The sequence below is a fragment of the Streptomyces sp. NPDC002853 genome (assembly GCF_053591915.1).
Window position 1 is genome coordinate 518,863 of record NZ_JBSFUS010000001.1, and the last position, 21,061, is coordinate 539,923.

At 71.8% G+C, this 21,061-nt stretch carries 16 protein-coding genes and 2 tRNA genes; 4 read left to right on the forward strand and 14 right to left on the reverse strand.

The features are described 5' to 3' along the window. Positions 1–190: 190 nt before the first annotated feature. The 5 genes from ACWD02_RS02335 to leuS all read right to left on the reverse strand — a co-directional run bounded on the left by ACWD02_RS02335 (position 191) and on the right by leuS (position 9,484). Positions 191–2,968, reverse strand: a complete 2,778-nt coding sequence (locus ACWD02_RS02335) for a ComEC/Rec2 family competence protein (RefSeq protein WP_451203582.1) — start codon at positions 2,966–2,968, stop codon at positions 191–193. Further along, positions 2,965–3,864, reverse strand: coding sequence for a helix-hairpin-helix domain-containing protein (locus ACWD02_RS02340; RefSeq protein WP_451204367.1), 900 nt, complete (start codon positions 3,862–3,864; stop codon positions 2,965–2,967). Before ACWD02_RS02340 ends, ACWD02_RS02335 begins: the two co-directional genes overlap by 4 nt. 804 nt (positions 3,865–4,668) lie before the next feature. Next, entirely contained in the window at positions 4,669–5,514 is an 846-nt protein-coding gene (locus tag ACWD02_RS02345; RefSeq protein WP_451203584.1) for a DegV family protein, read from the reverse strand. A gap of 139 nt (positions 5,515–5,653) precedes the next feature. Further along, positions 5,654–6,436: a hypothetical protein gene (locus tag ACWD02_RS02350; RefSeq protein ID WP_451203586.1), complete on the reverse strand. Its 783-nt coding sequence runs from the start codon at positions 6,434–6,436 to the stop codon at positions 5,654–5,656. 144 nt (positions 6,437–6,580) lie between these two features. After that, positions 6,581–9,484, reverse strand: a complete 2,904-nt coding sequence (gene leuS, locus ACWD02_RS02355) for a leucine--tRNA ligase (protein ID WP_451203588.1) — start codon at positions 9,482–9,484, stop codon at positions 6,581–6,583. 414 nt (positions 9,485–9,898) lie between these two features. Between leuS and ACWD02_RS02360 the strand changes: the two genes are divergently transcribed. Both ACWD02_RS02360 and ACWD02_RS02365 read left to right on the forward strand, forming a co-directional pair. Continuing rightward, positions 9,899–11,140 (forward strand): cytochrome b/b6 domain-containing protein, encoded by a 1,242-nt coding sequence (locus tag ACWD02_RS02360; protein ID WP_451203590.1) that lies wholly within the window; start codon positions 9,899–9,901, stop codon positions 11,138–11,140. Beyond that, a complete protein-coding gene (locus ACWD02_RS02365) occupies positions 11,137–12,732 on the forward strand; it encodes an NADH-ubiquinone oxidoreductase-F iron-sulfur binding region domain-containing protein (protein ID WP_451203592.1) in 1,596 nt (531 codons plus the stop codon). The genes ACWD02_RS02360 and ACWD02_RS02365 overlap by 4 nt, the downstream gene beginning before the upstream one ends. Positions 12,733–12,804: 72 nt before the next feature. On the opposite strand, the gene ACWD02_RS02370 is transcribed toward ACWD02_RS02365, so the two are convergent. Then, positions 12,805–12,877 (reverse strand) — tRNA-Ala (locus ACWD02_RS02370). A 111-nt stretch (positions 12,878–12,988) separates the two neighbouring features. On the opposite strand from ACWD02_RS02370, the gene ACWD02_RS02375 reads away from it, so the two are divergent. Further along, positions 12,989–14,218, forward strand: a complete 1,230-nt coding sequence (locus ACWD02_RS02375; protein WP_451203594.1) for a glycosyltransferase 87 family protein — start codon at positions 12,989–12,991, stop codon at positions 14,216–14,218. Here the strand turns inward: ACWD02_RS02375 and ACWD02_RS02380 are convergent. The 3 genes from ACWD02_RS02380 to ACWD02_RS02390 all read right to left on the reverse strand — a co-directional run bounded on the left by ACWD02_RS02380 (position 14,197) and on the right by ACWD02_RS02390 (position 16,190). Further along, positions 14,197–14,430: a hypothetical protein gene (locus ACWD02_RS02380; RefSeq protein WP_006137425.1), complete on the reverse strand. Its 234-nt coding sequence runs from the start codon at positions 14,428–14,430 to the stop codon at positions 14,197–14,199. The two genes, ACWD02_RS02375 and ACWD02_RS02380, sit on opposite strands and share 22 nt — an antisense overlap. Positions 14,431–14,433: 3 nt before the next feature. Next, the gene (locus ACWD02_RS02385; RefSeq protein ID WP_451203596.1) at positions 14,434–14,625 is read right to left on the reverse strand and encodes a hypothetical protein; all 192 of its coding nucleotides are present in this window, start codon (positions 14,623–14,625) and stop codon (positions 14,434–14,436) included. 86 nt (positions 14,626–14,711) lie between these two features. Next, positions 14,712–16,190: an MFS transporter gene (locus ACWD02_RS02390; RefSeq protein WP_451203598.1), complete on the reverse strand. Its 1,479-nt coding sequence runs from the start codon at positions 16,188–16,190 to the stop codon at positions 14,712–14,714. A 94-nt stretch (positions 16,191–16,284) separates the two neighbouring features. Between ACWD02_RS02390 and ACWD02_RS02395 the strand changes: the two genes are divergently transcribed. Then, positions 16,285–17,214: a helix-turn-helix transcriptional regulator gene (locus ACWD02_RS02395; RefSeq protein ID WP_451203599.1), complete on the forward strand. Its 930-nt coding sequence runs from the start codon at positions 16,285–16,287 to the stop codon at positions 17,212–17,214. Here the strand turns inward: ACWD02_RS02395 and ACWD02_RS02400 are convergent. From ACWD02_RS02400 to nadD, 5 genes are all read right to left on the reverse strand, one after another. After that, positions 17,206–17,278 (reverse strand) — tRNA-Ala (locus ACWD02_RS02400). The two genes, ACWD02_RS02395 and ACWD02_RS02400, sit on opposite strands and share 9 nt — an antisense overlap. 140 nt (positions 17,279–17,418) lie before the next feature. Next, a complete protein-coding gene (locus ACWD02_RS02405; RefSeq protein WP_451203601.1) occupies positions 17,419–18,060 on the reverse strand; it encodes a histidine phosphatase family protein in 642 nt (213 codons plus the stop codon). Beyond that, on the reverse strand, positions 18,057–18,503 hold the full coding sequence (gene rsfS, locus ACWD02_RS02410; protein WP_160504993.1) for a ribosome silencing factor: 447 nt from the start codon (positions 18,501–18,503) through the stop codon (positions 18,057–18,059). The genes ACWD02_RS02405 and rsfS overlap by 4 nt, the downstream gene beginning before the upstream one ends. 134 nt (positions 18,504–18,637) lie before the next feature. Continuing rightward, the gene (locus tag ACWD02_RS02415) at positions 18,638–20,356 is read right to left on the reverse strand and encodes an LCP family protein (RefSeq protein WP_451203604.1); all 1,719 of its coding nucleotides are present in this window, start codon (positions 20,354–20,356) and stop codon (positions 18,638–18,640) included. Between the two features lie 16 nt (positions 20,357–20,372). Next, complete coding sequence (gene nadD / locus ACWD02_RS02420) at positions 20,373–21,011, reverse strand: nicotinate-nucleotide adenylyltransferase (protein ID WP_351160496.1); 639 nt, start codon at positions 21,009–21,011, stop codon at positions 20,373–20,375. Between the last annotated feature and the right edge of the window lie 50 nt (positions 21,012–21,061).

Sequence of the window (21,061 nt, forward strand, 5' to 3'; positions counted from 1 at the left end):
CCTTGACAACTCTGGTCACGAAGAGGCATTCGATCACCGTTGCGGCATTCGATGCAACATGAACCCACTGCACTGAAATCCCGCGATAGCGCTGAAACCGTCGTGAGCAACCGAATGGGGCCTCCTGAGTGGGGGTTTGGCAGCTCGGGGCGGCTGCGAGGAGGGGTGGGCGACCTCTGCGGCCCGCCCGTCACGGGGGCCGGGTGGTCACCTTCAAGGGTGGTCCGTCCCTCGGCTCGGCCGCCGAATCGTTCCTCGGTTCGGCCGCCGACCTGTTGTTTGGGCCCGACACCGCGATCGAGCCGTTCGTGTCCGTTCGCAGCACCTCCGCTCCCCCGGCCCGCAGCGCCGCGAGCGTGCGGGGTGCCGGGTGTCCGTACGAGTTGTCCCGCCCGCAGGAGATGAGGGCGAGGCGCGGCGCGGCCCGCCGCAGGAGCTCGGGGTCCTGGTAGGCCGAGCCGTGGTGGGCGACCTTGAGCACGTCCACGGGTGGCAGCGCCGCCACGGCCGGGGTACGCGTCAGGGCTCGCTGGGCGGGCGGTTCGAGATCACCGAGCAGGAGCAGGGTCACCCCCATCGCCCGGACGAGCAGCGTCACGCTGGCGTCGTTCGCACCATCGGGAGTCGGCCCCGCCCCCGCCCCCGGGCCTGGTGTCGTGGGCCAGAGCACCTGCCAGTCGAGGGCGCCCGCACCCGCGCGGCGCCGCTCCCCCGCCACGGCGTGACTCACCGGGACCCGATGAGCGGCCGCCTGCGCCCGTACGAACCGCGCCTGCTCGGGCGGCTCTTGGTACCCCGTCGTCTGGATCGCGCCGACCGAACGCCCCCGCAGCACCCCCGGCAGACCCGCCACGTGATCAGCGTGGAAGTGCGTCAACAGCACGAGCGGCACACGCGTCACGCCCAGTGAACGCAGACAGCGGTCCATGAGCACCGGATCGGGGCCCGCGTCGACGACCACTCCCGCCCCGTCACCGGCGGCGAGCACCGTCGCGTCCCCCTGGCCCACGTCACACATCACGAACCGCCACCCCGGCGGCGGCCAGCCCGCGATCACCCGGGTGAGGGGCGGAGGCTGCACGACCGCGAGGAGAAGCAGCAGGGCGCAGGCCGCGCTGAGCCACGGGTGCCTGATGAGCCTGCGGCCGACCAACACCACGCCGACCGTGGCGAGGGCCAGCAGCAGACCGCCGCGCCAACCGCCGGGCCAGTCGACCCCGCTGCCGGGCAGGCCCGCCCCCGTGCGGGCGATGTCCGCGATCCACCCCGTCGGCCAACTCGCGCACCACGCCAGAGCCTTGGCCACCGGCATCGCGACCGGCGCGGCCGCGAGCGTGGCGAAGCCGAGGACCGTGGCGGGCGCCACGGCCACCTCCGCCAGGAGGTTGCAGGGCACCGCCACCAGGCTCACCCGTGCCGCGATGACGGCGACGACGGGCGCGCACACCGCCTGCGCCGCGGCCGCGGCCGCCAACGCCTCCGCCAGCCGCGGCGGAACCCGGCGTCTGCGCAGGGCAGCACTCCACCTCGGGGCGAGGGTGAGCAGCGCTCCGGTGGCCAGGACGGAGAGCAGGAAGCCGGGGCTCCGGGCCAGCCACGGGTCGTACAGGACGAGCAGCAGTACGGCGGCGGCCAGGGCCGGGATCAGCGAACGGCGCCGGCCCGTGCCGATGGCGAGCAGCGCGATCAGCCCACAGGCCGCGGCCCGCAGCACACTGGGGTCCGGTCGGCAGACGATGACGAAGCCGAGGGTGAGGACGCCGCCCAGCAACGCGGTCGCCCGCAGCGAAATCCCGAGCCGCGGCGCGATGCCCCGGCGTTCAGCACGCTGGGCAAGGCTGGGCGGACCGATGAGCAGGGCAAGGACGATCGTGAGGTTGGCCCCGCTCACCGCCAGAAGGTGCGTCAGATCGGTCGCCCTGAATGCCTCTTCCAGCTCGGGCGGCACGCGCGAGGTGTCCCCCACCACCAGCCCTGGCAACAACGCCCGCGCGTCGGGCGGCAAGCCGTCCGTGGCCTCCCGCAATCCACCCCGCAACCGCCCCGCCACCCGCTGCGGCCCCGACGGCCCCTCGATCACCCGCGGCACCGACTCCCCGGCCACCCGCAGCACCGCCGCGACCCGGTCACCCCGCGGCAAGGAAGGCGAAAGGCTCACATGAACCCGCAGCCTGGTCGAAGGCAGCAGCGCAAGCCAGCGTGCCCTGGCCCAGGGCACAGCGAAGGCCTCGTGGCCCTTCGACCCTGGCCCGACGAAATCCCCGGGCCCACTCCCTCCCGCCTTCTCGTCCCTGCCCCCACCCCCGCTCTCAGCGAAGACCAGCACCGGAGTGCGTGTCACGGAGGTACTGCCATCCGGTGACTTCACCTGGACGATCTCCGCGTTCAACATGACGGAGGGCGGCAACGCATGCGCCCCCGTGATGCGCGGTCGGGTCAGCCGGGGGTCGGAGGTGACCTCCAACTCGACCTCCGCCTCGGCGTATTGACGCGCCAGGGCAGGTACCGGCCCCCGGTGCAGGTCGGCCCCGTGCAATGCCGCAGAGGTGGCGCCCGCCGCTGCACAGAGGAGGACGGCGGCCACCGACACCCGCTGCCAGGAGTGCCGCTGCCGCCGGCCGGCGGACGGCTCTGACTCGTCCCGCACACCCCGCGCATCCCGCACACCCCGCGCATCCCGCAGGTCCCACAGGCCCCGTCGCCCCCTCACCGTCCACGTCACCATCAGGACGCCGGCCACCGCCACACAGACCACTACGGCCGCGATCACCCACCGAGGCGGGGCGTCCAGCGTCAGGGCCGCGGTGCCCCACGCCGCGAGAGCCGGTGGCACGAGGCGCAGGTCCAGCGGGCCCTCCGGACGCGGCCGGGGGCCCGTGAGCCGGTGGCCGTCCGGGGCGCGAACAGCGGGGGTTCCCGGGGCCCTTGAAGGCTCCGGTGCGTCGGCCGCCCGGCTCGGCGCTCTCATGGCCGTACGAGATTCTGCAGGTCGGCATAACGCTTGTCGCCGATCCCATTGACCTCTTGCAGCTCGTCCACAGAGCGGAAACCGCCGTGTTCCGTGCGGTAGTCGATGATGTGCTGCGCCAACACGGGGCCGACGCCCGGCAGTTCGTCGAGTTGCTCGGCGGTAGCCGTGTTCAGGCCGACCGGAGCGGTGGGGCTCGCTCCCGTCGCCCCCGCGGACGCCCCCGCCCCCGCGCCAGGTGCCGCCGGAGCAGCCGGTGCGGCTGCCGGAGCGCCGACCACCACCTGTTCGCCGTCGATGAGGAGTCGGGCGCGGTTGAGGCCGTCCGTGTCGGCACCGGGGCGCACACCGCCCGCGGCCTTGAGCGCGTCGGCGACCCTGGAACCCGCGGGCATCCGCAAGATCCCGGGACTGCGGACCTTTCCGCTGACATCCACGACGATCCGACCCCCGCCGGGACCGGCCGCCTGTCGGCCATCACCCTCCGCGGGAGGCGGGGCCCCTGGTGACGGAGACGGCTGCGCGCCCCGATCGGGCGCCGCCCCGACCACGTCCGGCGCCCGCACCGGCTGCGTCCGCCCCGCCCAGAAGTGCTGGGCGGCGAAGACCGCCGCGAGGGCGAGGACCACCAGGAGCGCGACCAGGCTGCGCCGCTCAAGGCCACACCGCAGCTGCAGCCACAGCGGCAACCGCTCCCGCACCGCAAGCCCCACCCGCCCCGGCAACGGCGGCCCGCCCTCGCCATCGGCGGCCCCGGAAGCCTCCGCCTGCCGAGTCCCCCGGTGCTCCGAAACGCCGACCCGCCCCTGAACCCGCGGCACAGCCCCAGCATCCGCCCGCGCCCCCTCCCGGACCCCAGGAGCCTCCGCCTGCTGAGCCCCTCGGGACTCCGCAATTACGGCCCGCGCCTGAACCCGCGGCACAGCCACACCATCCGCCCCTGACACGCCCCGAGACTGCCCCCGCACGGCCCGCGGCAGCGTCACGGCCTCCGGCTGCTGCGACACCGACCGAACCGCCCGCACGCCCTGCGCTGCCCCCACACCCTGCGCCGTCGGCGCAGCCTGCGACTGAAGCACCGGCTCCGGCAACGGCTCCGGCTCCGGCGCCCGCTCCGGCGCCGGCACCGGCGCCCCATGCCCCACGGCGTCCAACTCCAGCTGCCGCCACCGCACAACCCGCGGCTGCGCCTGCGCCCGCGCCGCACCGTACGTCCGAGAAAATCCCCGCCCCCCAGCCTTCACCCCCGGCTCGGGCTCCGATCCAAGCTCGGGCCCCGGCCCCGGCGGCGCCCCCGACCTCAACCCCCCGCCGGTTCCGCCCCCTTCGGCCCGTTCGACCCGTTCGCCCCCAGCAGGGAAAAGCACCTCCGCGCGCCGCCGCACCGCCTGTGCCCGCGCTTCCGCCGAAGCGTGTCCGCGCCGGAGCGCCCGCCCGCGGGCATGCCCGTATCGCGCGCGACCGTCTGACGCGGGGTCTCGCCCCGGTCCGCTCGTCGCGGCGGATGTCCGTGAAAGTGATCGAAGTGCCATGCCGACGACGCTAGGCACTGCAGCGGAACCGCGTTGATCTTGGTCAATTCCCGTGGATTACCCAAGGGTTGTGGAAAACTCCCTCACCCTCACCCTCACCCTCACCCTCACGCTCACCCCTCGCCCCTCACACCCACTCCTCACCCCTCACCCCTCACCCCTCACCCCTCACCAGGGCGAAACCACAGCCCCCAACAACCCCGGCCCCGTATGCGCCCCGATCACCGCGCCCACCTCGCTCACATGCAGCTCCGCCAGGCCGGGCACCCGGTCCCTGAGGCGGTCCGCCAAGGTTGTTGCGCGGTCCGGGGCCGCCAGGTGATGCACCGCGATGTCCACGCGGTTCGACCCGGCCCGTTCCACCACGATCTCCTCGAGGCGGGCGATGGCCTTGGAGGCCGTCCGCACCTTCTCCAGCATCTCGATGCGTCCGCCGTCCAGCTGGAGCAGCGGCTTCACCGCGAGGGCCGAGCCCAACAGGGCCTGTGCGGCGCCGATCCGGCCGCCGCGGCGCAGGTAGTCCAGCGTGTCGACGTAGAAGTACGCGGACGTGTTCGCGGCTCTCTTCTCCGCCGCGGTCACCGCCTCGTCCATCGAGCCGCCAGCCTCGGCCGCCTCCGCCGCCGCGAGGGCGCAGAAGCCGAGGGCCATCGCGACCATCCCGGTGTCCACCACCCGTACCGGCACCGGCGCGTCCTTCGCGGCGAGGACCGCCGCGTCGTACGTGCCCGAGAACTCGGCGGACAGATGCAGCGAGACGATGGCGCTCGCGCCCGACTCGGCGACCTTGCGATAGGTCTGCGCGAAGACTTCCGGGCTCGGCCGCGAGGTGGTCACGGAGCGCCGTTTCTGCAGCGCCAGGGCCAGGGAACGGGCTGAGATCTCCGTGCCCTCTTCGAGAGCCTGGTCGCCGAGGACCACGGTCAGGGGTACCGACGTGATGCCGTGCCGCTCCATCGTCCGCTGCGGCAGATAGGCCGTTGAATCCGTGACGATCGCGACATGACGGGACATGCGGTGGAGATTACCTGCCTGGGCCCGACGGCGGCAGCCCGGCCCCTTGCCCGCGTCCCTGCCGGACCTGTTGGGCGTCAGTCTGCCAGTCGCGCTCGCGGCCGTGCCAGGTCACCCGTGCGGTCACTCACCCGTGCGGTCACGTCGTGCTCTCGGGCCTGGCCTGATTCTCCCAGGGATAGGTGGGCCGCGGCGTGGGCGGCGTGATGGCCGGCCGCGCCGACCCCTCCGCCGCCGCGGACGGCTCGGCCTGATCCGCCGGCTTCGCCCGCTCCGGCTGCGCCGACGGCTCCGTCCACGTCTGCTCGGCCCCCTTGCCCGCGTCCGCCGCCGGCTCGGGCTCGGGCCACGCGGCGGGTGCCTGCGTGGGCGCGGGCTCCTTCGTCCAGTGCCGCAGGGCGCCCGTCTCCAGGTCGATCTGCGAACTCAGCGAGTCCAGGTCGTCGTCGGCGAACCGGTGGGACCTGTCGCGCACCGCCCACCGGAGCGAGTCCGCCGACTTCGTGATCTGCGCCGTACGCTCTCGCAGCGCGGGGAGCCGCGATGCCAGGGACGTCTTGTCGGGGTCCCGCTCAAGGCGCCTGAGCTCGTCGTCCAGCTCGTGCCCGTGCGCGCTGAGCCGCTCGAAGAGGCCCAGGGACTCCTTCAGCGAGGCGTCTTCGACCACGCCCGCCTGCAGGGCGTCCTGCGTGGCCCGCATCGACGTGCGCAACTTGAGCCGCAGCTGGGCCAGTTCGCCGGCCGTGCCCACCTGCGCGAAGCTCCTGGCGCGGAGCGTCGTGTCCTCCACCGAGCGGCGCGCCTGCGAGATCGTGCGGTCCACGCCGCGCTTGGCGGCTCCGACCGCCTTCACCGTCATGTACGCACCAAAAACGACGAACAGCAGGACGAGCAGTGCCACGATCACGCCCACGGCTTCCATGACGCTCCTCTCAGGTCCTGCGGCGAGTTCCGCACCGACTCTTCAACGGTAAACGCAAAGAGCAGGCCGAGGGTTCCGACGGAACCCCCAACCTGCCCGTAGGGGACTACCCTCATGCCCCCGGCGCGCGCTCAGTGCCCGGCGTTACGCCGGAACGATGTTCACCAGCTTCGGCGCCCGAACGATGACCTTGCGGATCCCGGCGCCGTCCAGCGCGGCCAGCACCCTCTCGTCACCCAGGGCCACCTTCTCCAGCTCCTCGTCGGAGATGGACGGGGAAACCTCCAGGCGCGCCTTGACCTTGCCCTTGATCTGCACGACGCAGGTCACGCTCTCGTCCACGACGTACGCCGGGTCGGCCACCGGGAAGTCCTGGTGGACGACCGAGTCGGTGTGGCCCAGCTTGCGCCACAGCTCCTCGCCGACGTGCGGGGCCAGCGGAGCGATCAGCAGCACCAGGCGCTCGGCGACCGAGCGCGGCAGCGTGCCGCCCTCCTTGGTCAGGTAGTTGTTCAGCTCGGTGATCTTGGCGATGGCGGTGTTGAACCGCATGCCGTCCAGGTCCTGGCGCACGCCGTCGATCGCCTTGTGCAGGGCGCGCAGCGTGCCCTCGGCGATGTCGGACTCCGCGACGTCGGCGACGGTGACCTCACCGGTCGACTCGTCGACGATCAGACGCCACATCCGCTGCAGCAGGCGGTACTGGCCCACCACCGCGCGCGTGTCCCACGGGCGCGAGACGTCCAGCGGGCCCATCGCCATCTCGTACAGGCGCAGGGTGTCCGCGCCGTACTCCTCGCAGATCTCGTCCGGAGTGACGGCGTTCTTCAGGGACTTGCCCATCTTGCCCAGCTCGCGCTTGACCGGCTCGCCCTCGAAGAAGTACTGGCCGTCGCGCTCCTCGACCTCGGTCGCCTGGACCGGGAAGCCGCGGCTGTCGCGGTAGACGTAGGCCTGGATCATGCCCTGGTTGAACAGCTTGTGGAACGGCTCGCTGGACGAGACATGCCCCAGGTCGAACAGCATCTTCGACCAGAAGCGGGCGTACAGCAGGTGCAGCACCGCGTGCTCGGCGCCGCCCACGTACAGGTCGACGCCGCCGGTCGGCTGTCCTTCGCGCGGGCCCATCCAGTACTGCTCGACCTCCGGGTCGACCAGCTTCTGGTCGTTGTGCGGGTCCAGGTAGCGCAGCTCGTACCAGCACGAACCCGCCCAGTTGGGCATGGTGTTGGTCTCGCGGCGGTAGCGCTTCACGCCGTCGCCCAGGTCCAGCTCGACGTTGACCCAGTCCTCGTTGCGGGACAGCGGCGTCTCCGGGGAGGTGTCCGCGTCGTCCGGCTCGAAGGTGCGCGGGGAGTAGTCCTCGACCTCCGGCAGCTCCAGGGGCAGCATCGACTCGGGCAGCGAGTGGGCGACGCCGTCCTCGTCGTAGACGATCGGGAACGGCTCGCCCCAGTAGCGCTGACGGCTGAACAGCCAGTCGCGCAGGCGGAAGTTGACGGTGCCCTCGCCGATGCCGCGGGTGGCCAGCCAGCCGGTGATGCGCGCCTTGGCACCGGCGACGTCCAGGCCGTCCAGGGAGATCTCCGGGTTCGTGGAGTTGATCAGCTTCGCCTCGTACGAGGAGAAGGCGTCGTCCCACGTCGAGGGGTCGGTGCCGCGGTCGTCCGCGGGCTCGACGACACAGCGCATCGGCAGGTTGAAGGCGCGCGCGAAGGCGAAGTCACGGCTGTCGTGCGCCGGGACGGCCATGATCGCGCCGGTGCCGTAGCCCATCAGCACGTAGTCGGCGATGAAGACCGGGACCTGCTCGCCGCTGACCGGGTTGGTGGCGTAGACACCGGTGAAGACGCCGGTCTTCTCCTTGGCGTCGGCCTGGCGCTCGACGTCGGACTTGGACGCGGCGAACGCGCGGTACTTGGCGACGGCCTCGGCCGGCGTGGCGTGCCCGCCGGTCCACGTCTCGTGGGTGCCCTCGGGCCAGGCGTCGGGGATGACCTTGTCGACCAGCTCGTGCTCGGGCGCCAGGACCATGTAGGTGGCGCCGAACAGGGTGTCCTGGCGGGTGGTGAAGACGGTGATCGCGTCGCCGTCCTCGGTGCCGACGGGGAAGGCCACACGGGCGCCTTCGGAGCGGCCGATCCAGTTGCGCTGCTGCAGCTTGATGGCCTCGGGCCAGTCCAGCGCGTCCAGATCGTCCAGCAGGCGGTCCGCGTACGCGGTGATGCGCATGTTCCACTGGCGCAGCTTGGCCTTGAAGACGGGGAAGTTGCCGCGCTCGGAGCGTCCGTCGGCGGTGACCTCCTCGTTGGCCAGGACGGTGCCCAGGCCGGGGCACCAGTTGACGGGCGCGTCCGAGGCGTACGCCAGGCGGTACTCGCCCAGGACCTCCGCGCGCTCGGAGGCGTCCAGTTCGCTCCACGCGCGCGTGGTGCCCGGTACGGCACGCTCACCGCTGTCGAACTGCGCGACCAGGTCGGCGATCGGGCGGGCCTTCTTCGCGTCGGTGTCGTACCAGGAGTTGAAGATCTGTACGAAGATCCACTGGGTCCACTTGTAGTAGTCCGGGTCGATCGTCGCGAAGGAGCGGCGCTTGTCGTGGCCCAGGCCCAGGCCGCGCAGCTGCGCCTTCATGTTCTCCATGTTGGCCTCGGTGGAGGCCCGCGGGTGGGTGCCCGTCTGCACGGCGTACTGCTCGGCGGGCAGGCCGAACGCGTCGAAGCCCAGGGTGTGCAGGACGTTGTGGCCGTTCATCCGCTGGAAGCGCGCGAAGACGTCCGTGGCGATGTAACCCAGCGGGTGCCCGACGTGCAGGCCCGCTCCGGAGGGGTACGGGAACATGTCCATGATGAACTTCTTGGGCTTGGCGACCAGCGCGGCCTGCGCGTCGTCGCCGGGCGCCAGGTCACCGCTCGGGTTGGGCGCCTCGTACGTGCCGTCGGCGTCCCAGAAGTCCTGCCAGCGTGCCTCGATCTCGGCGGCCAGGGCGGCCGTGTAGCGGTGCGGTGCGGCCACCTCGGAGGCGGCAGCAGAATTCGTCTCGCTCATGATCCTCAAAGCTCCATCGATCGTCTCTGCCTGCGGAAATGACCGTCCCGGCCAAATGAAAAAGCCCCTCACACAGGAGGGGACGCCGCGCCGATGCCGACCGCGATTTTCCGGCGGTCGGGACTGATCAGCGCGGCCCGCTAAGCAGAAGGCGTACGGCACGCATGGCGTCAGGGTACCGCAGCGCCCGCGCGGCCCGCGACGAGGTTCCACCGCACCGCTCGACGCCGCCGCGCGGTGTGCCGGCGAACCGAAGGCCCACCTTTGGCCAAGGGTTACTCCGCGTACCGACCGCTATCGGGGCAACACCAAGATCGCATCGCTTTTAGATAACGACGCAATAACTCAAACCGCGTACTCGCCGGTATGAGGACACTTAGCATGCGGCGATCGAGCCATTTCGGAGTCGCCCCCATGAACCCTCTGAATCCTCCTCGCAAGAGCCGCTCCAACCGCACCGCCCGCAAGAGCCGTTCGTTCGCAGCCTTCCCCGAACCGAGCAGAACCACGCGCGGAGTCCTGATGACCGCCGCGCTGCTTCTCATACCCCTGCTGGTGGTCATCGGGAGCGACGCCTTCCGCGCCGCACTCGACTTCACCACCGGCGTCCTGTCCCTGGTCTCCCTGACCGCCGCCGTCGTCTGGGGCCTGGTCGCCACGGACCGGCTCTTCCTGCACTCCCGTCAGCGACTGCTCGCCCAGGCCGTGCACCGGGCCACCGCGGTCGCCTCGATCGGCTTTCTGCTGCTGCACGTCACCGTCAAGCTCGCGCTCGACCACGTGTCCCCGGTCGGCGCCTTCATCCCCTTCGGGATGGGCTTCTCGGGCAGTGACGGGCTCATCGGCCTCGGCTCACTCGCCGGGCTCCTCATGGTGGTCACCGGCGTCACCGGAGCCCTGCGCAGCGCCTTCGCCTCCCCGGCCCAGGTCGCGTCGCGCTGGCGCGCGCTGCACATGCTCGCCTACCCGGCCTGGTGTTCGGCGCTGATCCACGGCCTGTACGCGGGACGCGCCCCCAAGCCGTGGGTGATCGTCCTCTACAGCCTCTGCCTGGTCGCCGTCGCGGGCGCGGTCGCGCTACGCGCGTCCCCGCTCCCGATCAAGCGGAAGGTGGCCGCCCGCATCCTGGCCGTCCTCGAACCGGAGCGCAGGGCGGGCGGCCGAGACGCCGTGCGCCGGGACACCACCGAGTCCCCGCTCCCCGGCACGGCCGCCGCTCCCGGCCGTGCCCCCGAAGACGGGCCCGACACCACCCCGGTGGTCGGCATCGCGGCGGCCTACCGCGTCCTCGCCTCCACCAACCAGCCCACGGAGGTCACGGAGGTGCTGCCGCACACCGAGCCGCACACCGAGCCCCAGGCGCCCCGCTGGCCGTCCCCGTCCCCGCCGCCCCCGGCCGAGGCCCCGCACATCCCGTACGACGACACCTCGTACGCGTACGACACCCACTCCACCGCGTACGGCTCGGAGGACCCCGGCTACCGCTCCCACGACACCGCCTACGACCCGCTGTACGGCGCGACCACCGACCCTCCGTACCAGGCCCCCTACCAAGCCCCGTACGACAACGGTCCCGCCACTGAACCGCTGCCCCACACCTTCCAGGCGCCGAGTTCGGGCGAACCCTGGAACGCCGCCTCCGGAGGCCCCAAGTGAACGCGTCGCTGCCCGACGTCCCCGAAGTCCGAGTCGTCGGGCTTCCGCTCCTGACCTCGGGCTTCGACCTGGTCGAGCGCCTCGATCTGGCGATGCACCTGAAGGTGCACGGCCCGCTCGAACCCATGGCGGGCGAGTCGCTCGCCTCCCTCTCCGAGTCCATCTCGCTGCGCGGCAGGGGCGGCGCTGGCTTCCCGTTCGCCAAGAAGCTGCGCTCGGTCGCCGACGCGGCGATACGTCGCGGCGTGCGCCCCGTGGTCGTCATCAACGGCAGCGAGGACGAACCGGCCTGCCGCAAGGACACCGTCCTGATCAACCGGGCCCCGCACCTCATCCTCGACGGCGCTCTCCTCGCCGCCGAGGCACTGGGCGCCCGCACGCTCGTCGTGGGCGTCACGCGGGACTCCACCGAGTCCTCGATGCTGGCGGCCCTCGCCGAGCGCGGCCTGACCAACCGGCGCGGATCGAGCATCCGCGCGCGCGTGCAGCGCAATCCGGTGCGCATGGTCACGGGCGAATCGTCGGCCCTGGTGCGTTCGGCGGACGGCGGCCCGCCCATGCCGCCGGGCCGCAAGGTGCGGACCTCCGACTCCGGGGTGGGCGGCGCCCCCACGCTCCTGTCCAACGCGGAGACCTTCGCCCAGCTCGCGGTCGCCGCCCGGATAGGCCCCGACCGCTACTGCCGCACCGGCCTGCGGGACGAGCCCGGCACGGTGCTGCTCACCGTCTCCGGAGCCGTCGCGCGGCCCATGGTGGTCGAGGTCCCCACCGGAGTGCCCCTGCGGTACGTACTGCAGCTGGCAGGCGCCCCGCCGCTCCCCCAGGGCGTCCTGACGGGCGGCTATCACGGCAAGTGGCTCGACGCGGTCACCGCTCACGACGCGGTCGTCTCACGCGCCTCCCTGGAGGCCTGCGGGGGCGCGCTCGGCGCGGGCGCGATCCTGCCGATCGGCGCCGGCACCTGTCCTCTCGGGGAGGCGCTGCACGTGGCGAACTGGCTGGCCTCCGAGAGCGCGGGACAGTGCGGCCCCTGCTATCTGGGCCTTCCCGCGGCGGCCCGCGGCCTCGCGGACGTCCTGGACGGCGGCGGTCCCACGGCTCTGGAGGCGCTGCGCGAGGTGACACGGGCCGTGAAGCGACGCGGGGCCTGCAAGCACCCGGACGGGACGGCGGCGTTCATCGAGTCCACGATCTCCGCGTTCACCGACGACCTCGCCGCGCACGTCCTCGGCGGCGGCTGCGGGCGTCCCGTGGAGGGCGTCCTGCCGCTCCAGGAGGAGGTGCCGCAGGCCGAGGCCCCCAGTGGCCGCAGGCTCGCCGTCGACTGGACGCTGTGCCAGGGCCACGGGCTGTGCGCGGACATCGTCCCCGAGCTGATCCAGCTGGGCCCCGACGGCTTCCCCGGTGTGGCGGAAGCGTCCGTACCGCGGTACTCCGAAGCGCGTGCCGAGCGTGCCGTACGCCGCTGCCCGGCGCTCGCCCTGCGCATCGAGGAAGACCCGTCCAAGCCCTCGCCGCGCACGGCGCTGCCGCTCGCGCTGCCGCCGGGCCGCGGCCGTGGCCGCAGGGCACTCGGCAGCGGACGGCAGTGACCCACACCTGGATACCTGGTCGGACACACGAAAGCGGGCCACCCGATCCGGGTGGCCCGCTCTCATCTTCTGTGGAGCTAAGGAGAATTGAACTCCTGACCTCCTGCATGCCATGCAGGCGCTCTACCAACTGAGCTATAGCCCCTTGCTTGTCCGCCCGGTTCCCCCGGCGGCTTCGCCAACATTACACGGTCCTCCCCGTGCTCCACCAAATCGTTTCCGGTCTGTACCGATACGGCCGGTACTGTCTGCCTTCGTGACCGTGATCGCGCTTGTCGGCGCCCGCCGCCGCGTGCCCCTCGCCGCCGGGGCCTGCCTGCTCTCCTTCACGGCCTTCTGGCTCGCGCAGCGCGCCGCGGACGTCTCGATGATCGACCTGATGGTCTACCGGGCCGAGGGCGAGACCGTGCGCGCGGGCGGTGATCTCTACGCGCTGCGGACCACCGAGGCTCATCTGCCCACCACCTACCCGCCGTTCGCCGCCCTGCTGTTCACGCCGCTGACGCTCCTGGACACGGCGGAGATGCGCACCCTGGCGACGCTGGGGAACCTGCTCCTCCTGGTGACCTTCACGCAGCTCGCCCTGCGGCTCATGGGGCACGCGCGCGTGGAGACCGCCCTGTGGGTGGCCGCGCTCGCGGTCTGGGCCGAGCCGGTGTGGACGACCCTGCGGTACGGCCAGATCAATCTGCTGCTCGCCGTCCTGGTCCTGTGGGATCTCTGCCGCCGCCCCGGCCACCGCTGGGCGGGCCTGGGCATCGGCATCGCGGCCGCGATCAAGCTCACGCCCGCGCTCTTCGCGGTGTTCCTGCTGCTCACCGGGGCCGCGGAGGCCGCGCGGCGTGGGCAGTGGCGCGTACCCGTACGGCACGCGTGCGTGGCGGCCGCCTCCTTCGCCGGCGCGACGCTGCTCGCGGCCGCCGTCCTGCCGTACGACTCGCGGCGCTTCTGGACCCGGATGGTCTTCGAGGCGGGTCGGGTCGGTCTCCCCGAGGACACCGCGAACCAGTCTCTGCGCGGGGTGCTCGCCCGGCTCCTGCACACCGAGGAGCCCGGCATCTGGTGGATCGTGGCCGCGGCGGCGGCCGGCGCGCTCGGGCTGACGGTCGCGGTGCGCGCGGCGCTCCGCGGGGAGCGCGCCCGGGCGGCGGTGAGCTGCGCCGCGACGGCGCTCCTGGTGAGCCCGGTGTCGTGGTCGCACCACTGGGTGTGGTGCGTACCGATGGCGCTGCTCATGTGGACGGAGGCGGTGCGCCGGGGCGGCCGCGCCCGGTGGGCGGCCACCGGCGCGACGGTCCTCGTCTTCTGTTCGTACGCCCTGTGGTGGGTCCCGCACGGCGTGGGGCGGCTCGAACTCGACCAGAACCATGGCGAGATGACGCTGTCAGCCCTCTACGTAGGGACCGCTTTCGCGTTCCTGCTGCAAGGAGCCGGAGGCCGGGCCCTCCTGAGGATGAGGCGAGGTCAAGCCGTGGCGAAGGAGTAGAAGCGCTTCAGCGTGCAGTGTTCGTCGAGCAGCCGGCCATAGATCGGCTCCCCTTCGAGTTCGCGGTACGTCTCGATGGGGTCGCCCTTTATGATCAGCGCCCGCGCGCACTCCTCGCACCAGTACTGGTAGTCCTGGTTGACCGGTTCCATGTCGCGGACGATCGGCGTGCCACTGCCGCACCAGTCGCACTTCCGCCTGTGTGCACCCATCAATCAGCTCCAGCTGCGGCCGCAGGCCGTGCACACGTACGAGACACCGCCGTTGTCGCCGAGAACTTGGGCGACATGGGACGAACCGCAGGACGGACAGGTGAGGAGAGGGATCGCCGCGAAGGGAGCGGCAGCGCGTCGTGGCGCGGCCACTGCGATGGGGCCGTCGGCCCCATCGAGGATGCTCGCAGGCATCGCTCTCCCTCCCGTCGGGTCACAATCGGTGGTCTGGTGCGGTCCCCTTCCGGCTGTCCGATTCTGCCACGGCCTGAGCGACCCGGTCAGCGACGCAGTCGTACCAGTCCGGACACGGCGCCCAGTGCGGCCGCCCCGGCCAGGGCGTATGTGCACACCAGGAGGGCGTCCGCGGATGAATACGCCCCCGGAGCCCCTTGTGACTCAAGCCGGTTGAGAAAAAGTGCGCCATAACACGCGACGCCGATCAACTGGCCGAGCTGAGCGACCGTCGACAGAAGACCACTGGCGTCCGCGGCGTCCTCGGGCCGCACCGTGGAGAGCGCCCGGGTCAGCGTCGGGCTGAACCCCAGGGAGAGGCCGGCCCCGATGCCCACGAAGGCCACATACAGCCACGGCCCGCCCTCCCCGCCGTCCCGGAGCAGCAGCCCCACGGCGGCCGACGAGACCGCGGTGAGCGCGAACCCGCCGGGGATCAGTGCCCGTTGGAGCACCGCGGGCCAGCGGCGCCACGTCAGGCCGACCGCGCCGAAGACCACCGCGGTCGGCGCGAACGTCAGACCGGCGCGCAGCGCGCTGTAGCCGAGGCCGCCCTGGATGTGCAGCGTGAGCACGAACAGGAAGCCCGCGTTGACCCCCATCACCGCCGCGATCCGGAAGACGGCGAGGCCCATGCCGGGGATGCGCAGGACCCTCGGCGAGATCAGTGGTGCGCCGCCGTCGCGGGCGAGCCGGGACTCGTACGCGCAGAAGAGGGCGAAGAGCGGCAGCGCGGACCCCAGCGAGAGCCAGGACCACAGCGGCCAGTTCTCCTCCTGACCGAGCACCAGCGGCACGGTGATCAGCGAGACGGCGGCGCCGAGCAGCACGAGCCCCGGCAGATCGAGCCCACGCGCCCGCCGGCCCTCCCCCGGTTCCCGCGCGGCGTCACGAGGCAGCACGCGCCCCGCCATGATCAGCAGGACCAGCCCCACCGGCACGTTCACCAGGAACACCGGTCGCCATCCCGTGCCGAACAGGTCGGCGCTGACGAGGACACCGCCGAGTACCTGCCCCGCGGCGGCCCCCACGGCGAGCGTGGCCGCGTACGCGCCGAGCGCCTTCGTCCGCGCCTCCCCGGTGAAGTTGCGCTGGATCAGGCTGAGCACCTGCGGGATGAGCAGCGCCGAGCCCGCGCCCTGCAACAGCCGGAAGGCGATCAACTCGCCCGTCCCGCGGCTGAGTCCGCAGGCGAGCGAGGCGACGGTGAAGACCGCGAGGCCGATGAGGTAGACGCGCCGGTGTCCGAGGCGGTCGCCGAGCCGCGCACCGGTGATCAGGAGCACGGCGTACGTGATGGTGTAGCCGGCGATCACCAGTTGCAGGCCCGCGCCGGACGCGCCCAGTTCGGTGCGGATGGTGGGCGCGGCGACATTGACGATGAATACGTCGAGCAGCGCCATGAACTGGGCGGCGATGACGACGGCGAGCAGCCGCCCGGGGCGACTGTCGGTGCCGGGGGCTTTACTGGATGCGGGGCTCGAACCAGCGGGATCCGCCGCGGTGGGCGGGGATGTGGTTGTCATGACACCGAGCGTGGCGGCGAGTTGGTACGGGTAACGAGAGCCCGCCGATGCTGGTACTGGCAGCACCTGGCAAGGCCCGGGGCGAGGACCGACCATGGGGGATGTGACGACGATGGGGACGACTCAGCGACGGAGGCCGGAGCTCGCCGCCTTCCTGCGGGGCCGCAGGGCCAGGGTGACACCGGCCGACGTGGGCATGCCGCCGGGCCTGCGCCGCCGTACGCCAGGGCTGCGCCGCGAGGAGGTCGCCCAGCTCTCCGGAGTCGGCGTCACCTGGTACACGTGGCTGGAGCAGGGCCGCCCGATCAACGCGTCGGCGCAGGTCCTGGACGCCGTGGCGCGCACGCTCCGCCTCGACAAGGCGGAGCGCGAGCACCTGTACCACCTGGCGGAGGTGCCGTACGAGCCGGTCCGCAGGACCACATCTCCCGCGGCCGTCGGCCCGGAGATCCAGGGCATCATCGACGCGCTCGACCCCCACCCGGCGGTGGTCTACAACGCGCGGTACGACATCCTCGCCACCAACCCCGCCTACCGCGATCTCTTCTTCGTCCCGCAGCTGGCGGCCTTGGGCGCACCGAACGTGCTGTGGACGCTGTTCATCGCCCCCGATCCGGTCTGCCCGCTGGTCTTCCGCGACGAGGAGCTGCCGGTGATGGTGGCGACGCTGCGCAATTCGTACGGACGGCATGTGGGCGAGCCCGCCTGGGAGGACTTCATAGCCCGGCTGTCCGCCGCGAGCGCGCTGTTCGCCGAGCTGTGGGAGAGGGGCGACGTGGCGCCGCCGGGGCCCCGGGTGAAGACGTTCCGGCACGAGGCGGTCGGGGAGCTGCGGATGACGTCGGTCTCGCTGTCCATCAACGGCATGCCGGAGTGCCGGATCGTCGCGTACACCCCGGACGACGAGGAGAGCCGCCGTCGGGCGGCCGAGCTCCGCGAGCTCAGGCCACCGGAAGCGGAAGGTTCTCCGGAAACGGAAGGATCCCGCCCTCTGATGAGGACGGGATCCGAATTGTGGAGCTAAGGAGAATTGAACTCCTGACCTCCTGCATGCCATGCAGGCGCTCTACCAACTGAGCTATAGCCCCGTGTGTTCTGTCCCGCTCGGCGGGCGAACAAGAAGAACTTTAGCCTGCGACCAGCCGGATTGTGAAATCCGGGTGACGGAGCCTCCGGGGGACCCTCTCAGGCCCTCCGACCAGCGGCTCTCGCCACCCACCCGCCAGGGCTAGTCGTCGTCGCCGAGCACCGGCTCCGGCAGCGTGCCGGCGTTGTGCTCAAGAAGGCGCCAGCCCCGCGCGCCCTGGCCGAGCACGGACCAGCAGCAGTTGGAGAGCCCGCCGAGGCCCTCCCAGTGGTGGGATTCCAGGCCGAGGAGGCGGCCGATGGTGGTGCGGATCGTGCCGCCGTGGCTGACCACCACGAGCGTGCCGTTCTCCGGCAGCTTCTCGGCATGGCGCAGCACGATCGGCGCGGCACGGTCGGCGACCTCGGTCTCCAGCTCGCCGCCGCCGCGGCGCACCGACTCGCCGCGCTTCCACGCGGCGTACTGGTCGCCGAAGCGCGCGATGATCTCGTCGTGCGTCAGGCCCTGCCACTCACCGGCGTACGTCTCCTGGAGACCCTGCTCGTGCGTGACGGGGAGCCCGGTGAGGTCCGCGAGCTCGTTCGCCGTGGCCGCCGCCCGCTTCAGGTCGGACGCCACGATGGCGTTCGGCTTCAGCGAGGCGAGCAGCCGGGCGGCGCGCCTGGCCTGGGCGACTCCGGTGTCGGTCAGCTCGATGTCCGTGGAGCCCTGGAAGCGGCGCTCCAGGTTCCAGGACGTCTGGCCGTGCCGCCACAGGATGATCCGGCAGCCGCGGCTGGTCACCGAAGCTCACCGTCCAGGTCGGCTGCCTCCTCCGCGGCGCGCTGCTCGGCGTGCTCGGCGGCCTTGCCGCGGGTCGCGACGGCGTCCGCGGGGAGGTCGATCTCGGGGCAGTCCTTCCACAGGCGCTCGAGCGCGTAGAAGACACGCTCCTCGCTGTGCTGGACGTGCACCACGATGTCGACGTAGTCCAGGAGGACCCAGCGGGCTTCGCGGTCGCCCTCGCGGCGCACCGGCTTGACGCCGAGCTCCTTGCTGAGCCGCTCCTCGATCTCGTCGACGATCGACTTGACCTGGCGGTCGTTGGGCGCGGAGGCGAGCAGGAAGGCGTCCGTGATCGACAGCACGTCGCTGACGTCGTACGCGATGATGTCGTGCGCGAGCTTGTCGGCGGCCGACTGAGCGGCGACCTTGATGAGCTCGATGGAGCGGTCCGTGGCGGTCACAGTGAGCTTTCCTTCAGGTGGTCAAGACACCCCAAGGGTCTCACGGACCGCCGAGAGACCTCCCGCCGATTACGCGAAGGCCCTGTCTGCTGCGTCACCCCGGCCGGGAGAACCCCCGGCCGGGGCCGCTGCCGTCATCCCGCGTCGTAGTCCTGACCGAGGACGACCGACACATCCGCGTTCGGTGCGGTCTTGCCCTTGCGGACCGCGCCGTCCGGCAGGCCGAGGGTCTTGGCGACCTCGGTGGCCTGCGCCTTCTTGTCCGCGTCGGCGTAGGTGACCTGCGATGCCGCCTGGGCCGTGGAGCCCGCGCCGCTGTCCACGAAGGTGTAGCCGCCGTTGACCAGCGAGATCCGCGCGTCCTGCCCGGCGCCCTTGCTGCCGGTCGCGTTCTTGACGCCGACCCGTACGGCCGCGTCCTTGTCCGGGTTCTTGACCGCGCCGCCCAGGACGTCCTTGACCACGCTCGCGCCGGCCTTCTCCGAGAGCGTCCCGTCCTGTTGCACCGGGAGCGTCCGGGTGGAGTAGTCGCCGCCCTTCGCACGGTCGGCGAGCTTGGCGAGGAAGGCGCCGAGGTCCTTCTCCTCGAGGGACGGGTCCAGGATCTGGGCCAGCGACTGGACGGTGGTCGTCGCGGCCTGCGGGTCGGACGACAGCTTCCGCAGGACACCCTGCATGACCTGCCCGAACCGGTCGAGCTGCGCGGTCTCGGACTCGCCGGACGCGCGGTAGGTGGCGTACGCGACGGCCATCGGGCCGCTCAGGGTCTGCTGCTCCCCCTTCGTCACGAGGGGCGCCTGGCCCTTCTTGGCCTTGGGGTCCGGCACATTCGCGTCCGTGTCGATGTCGATGTTGCCGACCAGCTCGACGAGGTTGTTCAGGTAGGGGGTGTCAAGGCGCCAGGTGCCCTCGACCTGGGTGCCGAGCAGGCTGTCGATCGACTCGCGGGTGCCGGTGGAGCCGTCGTCGTCGACCGACTTGCCGAGCGTCGTCCCCGCGCCCTCGTCGTTCGTCACGGAGAGGGCGTTGGGCAGCAGGACGGTGGTGCCGCGCTTGGTGGTGGTGTTGTTCACCAGGAGCGCCGTGGAGGTGCCGCCCCCCTTGGTGTTGTGCAGGTGGACGACGATGACGTCGCGGTTCTGCGGTCCGGCCGCCGCGTCGCCGCCGCCGGCCGCGTCGTCCGACAGGCCGGGCAGCTTGCCCGCGTACCAGAGGTAGCCGACGCCGCCCGCGATGACGAGCGCGAGCGCCACGACGAGGGCGACGACCCGGGAACGCCCGCGCCGCTTGGCCTCCTCGCGCCGCTCGGTGCGGCTCTCGGTGAACTTCAGCCAGTCGATGACGTCCTCGGACTCTTCGTCCGGCTCCTCGATGAAGGAGAACTGCTGGGTCTCGTACGCGGGATCGCGGCGCTGGGGCTCCCGCCGCGGCTCGGCTTCGTACTCCGGCTCCGGCTCCTGCTCCTGCACCGGCTCCGGTTGCCGCGACTGCTGCGGGATCCAGCCGGCCTGCGTCTGCTGAGCGGCCTGGGGCTGCGGCTGCGCCGCCTGCTGGGGCTGGTCGTAAGTGCCGTACGAACCGGGGTCGTACGGCGGGACAGGCGCCTGCTGCCCCGTCGCGTACGGGTCGTAGCCGTAGCCCTGCGGCTGCTGCTGGTACTGCTGCTGTGCCTGGGCCTGCGACCCGTACTGGTCGTACGAGGCCGACGGCTGTGCCTGCTGAGCCTGCTGCGGGACCTGCTGATACACCGGCTGCCCGTACTCGTCGTACCCGACGATCTGGTACTGATCAGCCGCGTACTCGCCCGCGTACGGGTCGCCGCCCGCATACGGGTCGTACTGTCGGTCGTTCACCGGTGCCCCTCTCGGCTCAATCGCCGCGGTACAGCTCGCGCTTGTCGATATAACGCACCACGCCGTCCGGCACCAGATACCAGACGGGGTCACCCTTGGCGACCCGCGCACGGCAGTCCGTGGACGAGATGGCGAGGGCCGGGACCTCCACGAGGGAGACGCCGCCTTCGGGAAGTCCGGGGTCGGCCAGCGTATGGCCCGGCCGGGTGACGCCGATGAAGTGCGCCAGGGAGAAGAGCTCTTCGGTGTAGCGCCAGGTGAGGATCTGGCCGAGGGCGTCGGCGCCCGTGATGAAGAAGAGGTCCGTGTCGGGATTGAGCGTGCGCAGATCGCGCAGCGTGTCCGTCGTGTAGGTCGGTCCGCCGCGGTCGATGTCGATCCGGCTCACCGAGAACCGCGGGTTCTCGGCCGTCGCGATGACCGTCATCAGATAACGGTCCTCGGCCGGGGACACCGCCTTGTCGCTCTTCTGCCACGGCTGCCCGGTCGGCACGAACACCACCTCGTCGAGGTGGAACTGCGCGGCGACCTCCTGGGCCGCCACCAGGTGTCCGTGGTGGATCGGGTCAAACGTTCCGCCCATGACGCCCAGGCGGCGCTTGCCCTTGCTGGCCGGGCCGGTACCGGGACCGGTAGGCATGTCCTGCTCTCCCATGCGTGCAGACCCTACCGGCCCGGTGGACGGGCTCTGTTTCAGTGTCCGTC

What these genes read in the sequence shown, in the direction of transcription:
- ACWD02_RS02335 (WP_451203582.1), bottom strand. Translation starts at nt 2,968, where the DNA reads ATGAGAGCGCCGAGCCGGGCGGCCGACGCACCGGAGCCTTCAAGGGCC.
- nadD (WP_351160496.1), bottom strand. Translation starts at nt 21,011, where the DNA reads ATGGGAGAGCAGGACATGCCTACCGGTCCCGGTACCGGCCCGGCCAGC.
- ACWD02_RS02345 (WP_451203584.1), bottom strand. Translation starts at nt 5,514, where the DNA reads ATGTCCCGTCATGTCGCGATCGTCACGGATTCAACGGCCTATCTGCCG.
- leuS (WP_451203588.1), bottom strand. Translation starts at nt 9,484, where the DNA reads ATGAGCGAGACGAATTCTGCTGCCGCCTCCGAGGTGGCCGCACCGCAC.
- ACWD02_RS02385 (WP_451203596.1), bottom strand. Translation starts at nt 14,625, where the DNA reads ATGCCTGCGAGCATCCTCGATGGGGCCGACGGCCCCATCGCAGTGGCC.
- ACWD02_RS02390 (WP_451203598.1), bottom strand. Translation starts at nt 16,190, where the DNA reads ATGACAACCACATCCCCGCCCACCGCGGCGGATCCCGCTGGTTCGAGC.
- ACWD02_RS02380 (WP_006137425.1), bottom strand. Translation starts at nt 14,430, where the DNA reads ATGGGTGCACACAGGCGGAAGTGCGACTGGTGCGGCAGTGGCACGCCG.
- ACWD02_RS02350 (WP_451203586.1), bottom strand. Translation starts at nt 6,436, where the DNA reads ATGGAAGCCGTGGGCGTGATCGTGGCACTGCTCGTCCTGCTGTTCGTC.
- ACWD02_RS02360 (WP_451203590.1), top strand. Translation starts at nt 9,899, where the DNA reads ATGAACCCTCTGAATCCTCCTCGCAAGAGCCGCTCCAACCGCACCGCC.
- ACWD02_RS02395 (WP_451203599.1), top strand. Translation starts at nt 16,285, where the DNA reads ATGGGGGATGTGACGACGATGGGGACGACTCAGCGACGGAGGCCGGAG.